The following is a 7336-nucleotide window of genomic DNA, read 5'->3' as shown; positions in this document are numbered from 1 at the left end:
GTCGGGTCCGAGCCGGCGAAGTCGAAGCACGCCTGGCGCCGGACCAGGCTGCGGCCGCCGTCGCAGCCGACGAGCCACGCCGCGCGCAGGTCGCCGCCCACGCGCAGGTGGACGGTGACACCGTCGTCGTCCGCGTGGAATCCGGTCACTTCGGCGCCGCGCCGGATCTCGACGCCCAGCTCCGCCGCGCGCCGGCCGAGGACCCGTTCCACCTCGACCTGCTCGACCGGGAGGTACCAGCCGGGTCCGCGCCCGCGCAGGAGCGGCTCCTGCTCGTCGACCGCGGCCGCCGGGACCTGGATCCCGCCGAAGTGCCCGGCGAAGATCGCCCGCTTCCGCTCCCCCTGGAACGGCAGCGGTCCGCGCGCCGCTTCGATCGCCGGGAGCAGCCCGCGGCGCTCGAAGATCTCCGCGGAGGCCGTGTTGATCCCCCCGGCCTTGGGCGCGGTGTCCGGCTCGGAGCGCCGTTCGACCACTGCGACCCGGATCCCCGCCAGTCCCAGTTCCGTGGCCAGCATGAGGCCGACCGGCCCGGCGCCCACCACGAGCACGTCGTAGTCCATGTTCGTCCTTCCGCTCACCCGATAAGATAGACGAGTCTATCTAATGGAGGTGCGAATGGCCGGACGACGGCGTGGAGCGGCACTGGAGAAGGCGCTCCTCGATGCGGCGTGGGAAGAACTCACGGCCGTTGGCTACGCCGGATTCACCATGGACGCCGTGGTCCGGCGCGCCGGCACCAGCCCGCCTGTGCTCTACCGCCGCTGGCCCGACCGCGACGCGCTCGTCCGGGCGGCGATCGCGCACGCCCTGGACCGGGCGCGGGTGGACGTCCCCGACACCGGGAGCCTGCGGGAGGACGTCCTCACCCTGATGCGCGAGATCAACACCACGCGCGCCCGGCTGATCACCGTGATGAACGCGCACCTGTCCTCGTACTACCAGGAGACCGGCACCAGCCCCGGCGACGTGCTCACCGCGCGGCACGAGAAGGCCACGGACGTCCTGTTCGAGCGCGCCGTCAGCCGCGGGGAGATCACCGCGGACCGGTTGAGCGAGCGCATCAAGTCGCTCCCCTTCGATCTGCTGCGCCACGAAATCCTGGTGACCTTCGCCCCCGTGCCCGACCACGTCCTGGAGGAGATCGTCGACACGATCTTCCTCCCCCTCGTCGGCCTGTGACGGCTTCACGCCTCCTGGACGAAGACGTGCCTCATCTCCCCGATGCCGTCGATGCGGGTGCGGACGACGTCGCCGGGGGCGAGGTACCTCGGCGGGGTCCGTCCCATGCCCACCCCGGCCGGTGTGCCGGTGAAGACGAGGTCGCCGGGGTGCAGCGTGCACACCGCCGAGATTCGCTCGATCAACGCGCCCACGGGGAGGATCATCTGCCCGGTGTGACCGTCCTGGACGAGTTCGTCGTTGACCCAGCACCGCAACCGCAACGGTGTCGTGAGCTCGTCGGGGGTCACCACCGCGGGACCGAGCGGGCCGAAGCCGGGGAAGCTTTTGCCCAGCGAGAACTGCGGTGGCTCCCCGCTCATCTGCACGTCACGATCGCTGAAATCCTGTCCCACGGTGAGCCCGGCGACATAATCCCAAGCGTCCGCCTCCGCGACGTTCCGCGCTTCCCGTGCCATGACTACGACGAGTTCCACCTCCCAGTCCACCGACGGCCCGCTGAGCACGATGCGGCCGTGCGGCCCGGTCAGCGAGTCGGCGAACTTCGTGAACACCGACGGCACCCCACCGGCACGCAGCCCCGTCTCCGCCGCGTGCTCCGCGTAGTTCAGGCCGACGGCGAAGACCTGGCGCGGCCGCGGCACCGGCGCGCCCAGGTCCTCGGGCCGGTACGGCTCGGCGATGTCGGTGTGCGCGGTGGCGGCCCACGCCACGAACTCGGGCCAGCGGGCGAACAGGTCCGCGGGCTCGGGCCCGAACCGGCCGCCGCTGGCCTTGGCGATGTCGATCGCGGCGCGGTCGCGCAACAGGTGGGCACGGCCGCGCAGGTTTCCGATGCGCATGTGTTTTTTCCCCTCAGTTCAACGGATCGTGTCGCGCCCACGCGGCACGCAGGAACTTGACAGCGGGATCGACGACAGCCGGCGTCGCGAACACCGGGTCGGCGTGATCGGCCCCGGGCACGACGAGTAGTTCGGACCGGCCGCCCGCCGCCAGGACCACCTCGTGCAATCGACGGCTTTGGGTGAGGCCGCACCGCCGGTCGCCGGAGCCGTGGCTGAGGTGGACGGGCGGCCGGTAGCCGGCCCGGCGCGCGGCGGTCACCACCGAAACCGCGGCGAGCTGATCCTCGCGAAGCCCGGCCGGAACGCCGAGGAACGTGCGAACCACTTTCGCCAGGGCCTCCCGTTCCACCACTGTGGACGCCTCCGACAGCAACAACCCGAAATCCGTGACCGGATAGTGCAACACCAGCGCGGACAGCGGCACGTCGTCGGAGAACGCGGCGCGGGCCACCAGGTACGCCCCCGCCGAGCTCCCCCACCCGGCGACGCGGCCGGGGTCCAGCCCGTACTCGCCACCCCGGTCCCGCACCCAGCGGATCGCCTCCAGCACGTCCTCGACCGGACCGGGGTGGGCGACCTCGCCGGCCAGCCGGTAACCGACCGACGCGACCGCGATCCCGCGTGCGGGCAGCGTCGCCCACGGGCCCATTTCCTTGTCCCCGCCGACGAAACCGCCACCGTGCGCGTAGACCACCACGGGCACCGGACCGTCCGGATTCCGGGGCAAATGCAGGTCCAGGGTCAGCGGACGCCAGCCGGTCACCGTGGCGTACCGGAGGTCGAAGTAGGACACCGCGCCGTCGAGCACCCGCACCGGATGTGGCCGCGCCAACCGGGGATCGGCCGGCTCGCCACCGGGCTCCGTCATGCCTGCGGCACCAGGATCGCGCGCCCCCTGATCCGGTTCAGCGCCAGATCGTCGAGCGCCTCGGCGGCCGCGTCGAGCGGGTAGCGGCGGGTGTGCAGGTTCACCTTCCCGCTCTCCGCGAGCACCATCAGCTCGACCAGGTCGCGGTAGGTCCCGACCATGTTGCCGACGACGTTCTTCTCGGCCGCCACGGCCGCCACCGTCGGGATCCGCAGTTCCCCGCCGTAGCCGACGACGAACAGGGAACCGCCCGCCGCGGTCATGTCCCAGGCGTCGTTCTCCGCGCCCTGCTCGGCGACGAAGTCGAACACGACCTCGGCGCCGCGCCCGCCCGTGACGTCCAGGACCGCGCTCACCTGGTTGCCGTCGGCTCGCACCGTCGTGTCCGCGCCGAGGCGGGCGGCGAGCGCGAGCGCGGCCGGGTCCCGGTCGACCACGACGATCTTCGTCGCCGTCAGGGCGGCGAGGACCTGGATGCCGATGTGGCCCAGTCCCCCGGCGCCCTGGACGACGGCCGTGCTGCCGGGTGGCAGCAGCGGAACCGCCTTGCGCACCGCGTGGTAGGCGGTGAGGCCGGCGTCGGCCAGCGCGGCGACGTCGGCCGGGTCGGTGGCGGGGTCGAGCTTGACGCACGCCCGCGCGGTCGTGCGCAGGTACTCGGCCATGCCGCCGTCGTGGTCGGACACCCCGGGGAACGCGGCCGCGGCACAGGCCATGTCCCGGCCCTCCCGACAGGCCAGGCACAGCCCGCACGAGGGCTGCGGGTGCAGGATCACCGCGTCCCCGACCTCGACATTGCTGACCCCGCCACCGACCGCGTGCACCCAGCCCGCGTTCTCGTGCCCCAGGGTGTAGGGCAGCCGCGGTCCCATCGCCTCGGCCCACTGCCCTTCGATGATGTGCAGGTCGGTCCGGCACACGCCGGCGCCCCCGATCCGCACGATCACATCCAGCGGCCCAGTCAGGACCGGCTCCGGCACCTCCTCGACGATCGGCTGCTTGTGGTAGTCGTGCAGGCGCACGGCTTTCATGCTCTTCCTCCTTGCAAGAACGTCTGACTCAGGCGAGCGGAGCGGGTGTTTCGGCGGCTGTGGTCGTCCGCGCCGTCCGCCGGGGCACGGTGATCACGAAGACCACGACGGCGGCCGCCACCAGAGGCACGACGAGAAGCCCGAACAGCGACCGGGGCGACCAGGAGTTGTCGAGGAGCAGCCCGGCCAGGACCGGTGCCGTCAGGGCCCCGATGCGTCCGAAGGCCATAGCCCAGCCGACGCCGGTCGCGCGCACCGCCGGGGCGTAGAGCCCGGGCGCGATGGCGTTGAGCCCGTTGCCGCTGGCGTTGATGAACATGCCGACCGCGACCGCGGCGATCAACGCGGCGACGGCGGACTCGAGGAACAAGCTCATCGCCAGGTACGACAGTCCCGCCGCGAGGAAACAGGCGATGGTCAGCCCGCGCAACCGCACCTTGAGGGCGAGCAAGCCGAACAGCAGCGTGCCCGCGATCCCGCCGAGGTTGAGCAGAAGCCCGGCGTTCATGCCCTGCTGGGCCGAGGACCCGCTGTGCTGCAGCAGCAGCGGCGTCCAGCTCGCGGCGAAGTAGAAGCCCGCCATCATCACGAAGTAGGCGATCCACAACAGGACGGTGCGCACCGCGTCCCGGGTCAGCAACGTCGCCACCCGCACCCGGCGTTCGCCGGGCTCCGGATCGGGCAGGGCGTCCACCGCGGGCAACCGCATCCGCTCCAGGAGCCGGTTGACCTTCTCCAGCGCCCCGTGGGGACGGCGGCTGATCAGGTGGTCCAGTGATTCCGGCATCGCCGCGGCCACCACGAACACCATGAGCAGGGTCAGCACGGCACCCACGAGGAAGGTGGCGCGCCAGCCGTACTCGGCGACCACGAGCTTCGCGACCGCACCACCGAGCACACCGCCGAGGGGCAATCCCATCCCGTACAGGGCGATCATCGTGCCGCGCAGCCGCTGCGGCGCGTATTCGGTGATGACCACGGGCAGGCTCGCCACCATGCCGCCGATGCCCAGGCCCGTCAGGACGCGGCAGGCCGCGAGCACCTCGAACCCGGTGCTGAGCGCGGCCAATGCCATCCCGGCGGTGCACAAGGCCAGGCAGATCAGCGTGAGGGACCGCCTGCCGATGCGGTCGGCCAGCGGGGCGAGCACGGCCGACCCGAGTGCCATCCCCACCAGACCGCTGCTGAGCAGCACTCCCACCCGGGAATCGGTGAGTCCCCACTCTCCTGCCACGCCCGGAGCCGCGAAGGACATCACGAGGACGTCGAACCCGTCGACGAGGTTGATCACGAGACAGATCGCGATGACCCTGATCTGGAACCGGCTCAGACCCGACCGGTCGATGGAATCCCGCACGGACATCGCCCTCACCCCTCCTGCCGGAACGCGGTCGCGTCGATCTCGACCAGCAGCTCCGCCCGCACCAGTCCTGCGACGATCAGCAGGGTGTTCGGCGGGTACTGCCCCTGCGGGTAGTGCTCGGCGAAGTACTCTTCGCGGGCCGCGTAGAACTCGGCGACGTGATCCCGTGACGTGAGGTAGCTGACGAACCGCACGACGTCCCGGAGGGTGGCGCCCTGCGATTCGAGCACGGTGCGCACGTTGTCATAGGCGCGGATCGTCTGGGTCCGCACGTCGGAACCGGCCACGGAACCGTCCTCGGCGATCCCGCACTGGCCGGCGACGAACACCAGCTCGCCCGCGCGCGCCACGTGGGAGTACGCGCTGAACGGCGCCCCGACCCCGGGCGGGTTCGCATAACTCGGCGTGATGGTCATGGTGTCTCTTCTCCTTCGAGGTCGGTCAGGCGAGGGTGCCGCCGGCGAGGACCCGGCCGAGCGCGGCCGCCAGCTCGGACCCCTCCCCCGCCTGGCGGGCGCGCCAGGCCACGTGCCCGTCGGGACGCACGAGCGCCGCGCCCTCCCGGCCGATCGACAGGGGCCCGAGCAGGTGCGGCAGCCGCTTGACCCGCAGCGGGACGACAGCCGAGGCCGCCAGCTCCTGTCCGGCCCGCTCCCAGACGTCGGCGTCCGGCCCGCAGACGAGCACGAACTCGGTGTCGAACCAGTCGATGCTCGACTCGGTCTTCTCGACGTCGAGCCAGAAGTGCGGGAACCGCGCGCCGGGCCGGTCGGTCGGCCAGTAGTACTGCGAGTCGTACGGCGGCACCGGGGAACCGTCGTCGACGACGGCGCCGCGGGTGTAGATGTAGCCCAGCGTGTGGCCGTCGCTGTGCAGCTGCTTGTTCTGGTCGACGAGCAGGTCGCGCCAGCGCTGCGGCTCCTCCTCGCGGCGGCGGAACGCCTCGTCCATCTCGTCGATCCGCGTCTGGTTGCGCACAGCGAAGTCGGTGTTGGACTGCGCGACCGGGCGGCGCTCGGATTCGTAGGTGTCGAGCAGGACGTCACCGGCCCGCCCGGACAGCACCATGGCGAGCTTCCACGCCAGGTTGTGCACGTCCTGGACGCCGGAGTTCAGCCCATTGCCTCCCGCGGTGGGGAACCGGTGCGCGGCGTCCCCGGCGAGGAACACCCTGCCCGCACGGAACCGTTGCGCGACCTGGGCGCTCATCCGCCAGGTCATCACGTTGATGCGCTCGACCTTCAGGTCGGGCATCTCCCACTGCTCCCGCACGTCCTGGATGAGGCGCTCCTCGGACAGCGGCTCCTCGCCCTCCCGCAGCTTCTGCACCGCCAGCCACCGGTCCCCGTCCGGACCGGTGGCCAGGACGTTCACGTCGGGCCGGCTGCGGTCGCGCGGCCGCACCAGGAACCCGATCGCGCTGCGGACGTGCGGCAGGTGCCCGAGGTCGGCGCGGTAGTAGTGGTTCGCCATGAGCGCCAGGGTTTCCGGGCCGTCCATCGCGATGCCGACGGTCTCGCGCACCCGGCTGTTCGCGCCGTCGCACCCAACGAGGTACCGCGCCCGGACGTCGAACTCCTCGCCGTCGGAGGTCCGCCGCACCCGCGCCGTCACACCGTCGGCGTCCTGGGCCAGCGACACGAGTTCGGTGGACCGGCGCACCTGCGCCAGCGGCCGGGCGGACAGCGCGTCGTCCAGTGCCTCCTCCACCGCGTCCTGGGGCACGATCGAGCGCGGCGCCGGGGTGTGCGGGCTCGGCGCGGGCTCGGTGTAAGCCACCAACGGCCCGTTCAGGCTTTCACACCAGCACGCCACGTCCGACTCCTGCGGCAGCCCCGCGCGGCGCACCCGGTCCTCGATCCCCCAGATGCGGAACAGCTCCATCGTCCGCGGATGGCATCCCCGGGCCTTCGGGTGCGTGGTCGTGGCCGGCCGTCGCTCGACGAGCAGGCTCTCCACCCCGAACCGGTCGAGCAGCAGCGCGAGGCTCATCCCGACCGGTCCCCCGCCGACGACGAGCACAGGTACCTCGATCATCAAGACCGTC

Annotated in this window: 8 protein-coding genes; 1 reads left to right on the top strand and 7 read right to left on the bottom strand. The window is 71.8% G+C overall.

From position 1 onward, the window contains the following. Nucleotides 1-563, bottom strand: a 563-nt coding sequence (locus ABZ215_RS35545) for an FAD-dependent monooxygenase (RefSeq protein ID WP_354954775.1), incomplete at its 3' end; no start/stop codon positions are given. A 55-nt stretch (nt 564-618) separates the two neighbouring features. Between ABZ215_RS35545 and ABZ215_RS35540 the strand changes: the two genes are divergently transcribed. Beyond that, entirely contained in the window at nt 619-1182 is a 564-nt protein-coding gene (locus tag ABZ215_RS35540; RefSeq protein ID WP_354954773.1) for a TetR/AcrR family transcriptional regulator, read from the top strand. Between the two features lie 5 nt (nt 1183-1187). Here ABZ215_RS35540 and ABZ215_RS35535 read toward each other — a convergent pair whose 3' ends face one another. Genes ABZ215_RS35535 through ABZ215_RS35510 form a run of 6 tightly spaced genes read right to left on the bottom strand, consistent with a single transcriptional unit; the run spans nt 1188 to nt 7326 of the window. After that, nucleotides 1188-2024, bottom strand: coding sequence for a fumarylacetoacetate hydrolase family protein (locus ABZ215_RS35535; RefSeq protein WP_354954771.1), 837 nt, complete (start codon nt 2022-2024; stop codon nt 1188-1190). Nucleotides 2025-2037: 13 nt separating this feature from the next. Further along, nucleotides 2038-2895 carry an alpha/beta hydrolase gene (locus ABZ215_RS35530; RefSeq protein WP_354954769.1) on the bottom strand — a complete coding sequence of 286 codons (858 nt, stop codon included), beginning with the start codon at nt 2893-2895 and terminating at the stop codon, nt 2038-2040. Beyond that, the gene (locus ABZ215_RS35525) at nt 2892-3926 is read right to left on the bottom strand and encodes an NAD(P)-dependent alcohol dehydrogenase (RefSeq protein WP_020417242.1); all 1035 of its coding nucleotides are present in this window, start codon (nt 3924-3926) and stop codon (nt 2892-2894) included. Before ABZ215_RS35525 ends, ABZ215_RS35530 begins: the two co-directional genes overlap by 4 nt. A gap of 28 nt (nt 3927-3954) precedes the next feature. After that, nucleotides 3955-5289, bottom strand: a complete 1335-nt coding sequence (locus ABZ215_RS35520; protein ID WP_354954767.1) for an MFS transporter — start codon at nt 5287-5289, stop codon at nt 3955-3957. Nucleotides 5290-5294: 5 nt separating this feature from the next. After that, nucleotides 5295-5705 carry a RidA family protein gene (locus ABZ215_RS35515; protein WP_354954765.1) on the bottom strand — a complete coding sequence of 137 codons (411 nt, stop codon included), beginning with the start codon at nt 5703-5705 and terminating at the stop codon, nt 5295-5297. A gap of 25 nt (nt 5706-5730) precedes the next feature. Continuing rightward, complete coding sequence (locus ABZ215_RS35510; protein WP_354954763.1) at nt 5731-7326, bottom strand: FAD-dependent monooxygenase; 1596 nt, start codon at nt 7324-7326, stop codon at nt 5731-5733. Nucleotides 7327-7336: the final 10 nt, after the last annotated feature.

The organism is Amycolatopsis sp. NPDC006131, from assembly GCF_040614175.1.
Classification (GTDB): Bacteria; Actinomycetota; Actinomycetes; order Mycobacteriales; family Pseudonocardiaceae; genus Amycolatopsis_E; species Amycolatopsis_E tucumanensis.
Note: the sequence above shows the minus strand (reverse complement) of the source record. Positions and strands in the feature narration are given on the sequence as shown.